1 rRNA gene is annotated in these 909 nt (G+C 51.8%); it reads right to left on the bottom strand.

The annotated features are described in order from the left end of the window. Nucleotides 1-909 (bottom strand): 23S ribosomal RNA (locus tag BFP70_RS19705); the annotation flags it as partial.

Here is a 909-nt window from a genome sequence, read left to right as displayed (position 1 = left end):
CTTAGCCACGAATTGGGGGCCTTAGCTGTTGGTCAGGGTTGTTTCCCTCTCCACGACGGACGTTAGCACCCGCCGTGTGTCTGCCGATCAGTTCTTCCTGGTATTCGGAGTTTGGTTAGACTCAGTAAGGCTGTGGGCCCCCATCATCCATCCAGTGCTCTACCCCCAGGAGAATACAATCGACGCGCTACCTAAATAGCTTTCGCGGAGAACCAGCTATCTCCGAGTTTGATTGGCCTTTCACCCCTAGCCACACGTCATCCCGACCTTTTTCAACAGGTGTGGGTTCGGCCCTCCAGTTGGTGTTACCCAACCTTCAGCCTGCACATGGCTAGATCACTCGGTTTCGGGTCTGATCCCACGAACTCATTCGCCCTTTTAAGACTCGCTTTCGCTGCGCCTACACCTATCGGCTTAAGCTTGCTCGTAAGACCAAGTCGTTGACCCATTATACAAAAGGTACGCCGTCAGAGCTCAAGGCTCCTCCGACTGCTTGTAGGCGTCCGGTTTCAGAAACTGTTTCACTCCCCTCGTCGGGGTGCTTTTCACCTTTCCCTCACGGTACTGGTTCGCTATCGGTCAGTAAGGAGTACTTAGCCTTCGAAGGTGGTCCTCCGATGTTCAGACAGGATTTCACGTGTCCCGCCCTACTTAATATGTCCAATCAGACTTCCTATACGGGGCTGTCACCCACTATGGCTGTGCTTTCCAACACATTCTAGTCATCATTATGGTTCGGCTGATCCGCGTTCGCTCGCCACTACTAGCGGAGTATCTATTGATTTCCTTTCCTCCGGGTACTTAGATGTTTCAGTTCCCCGGGTTCGCTCTTAAAACCCTATGTATTCAGGTTAAAAGTACCTGGTCATGCTCATTGATAGCCATCACCGATCCGAAGATCAGCAATAG

It is taken from the genome of Thioclava sp. SK-1 (assembly GCF_001705665.1).
Taxonomy (GTDB): Bacteria; Pseudomonadota; Alphaproteobacteria; order Rhodobacterales; family Rhodobacteraceae; genus Thioclava.
Note: the sequence above shows the minus strand (reverse complement) of the source record. Positions and strands in the feature narration are given on the sequence as shown.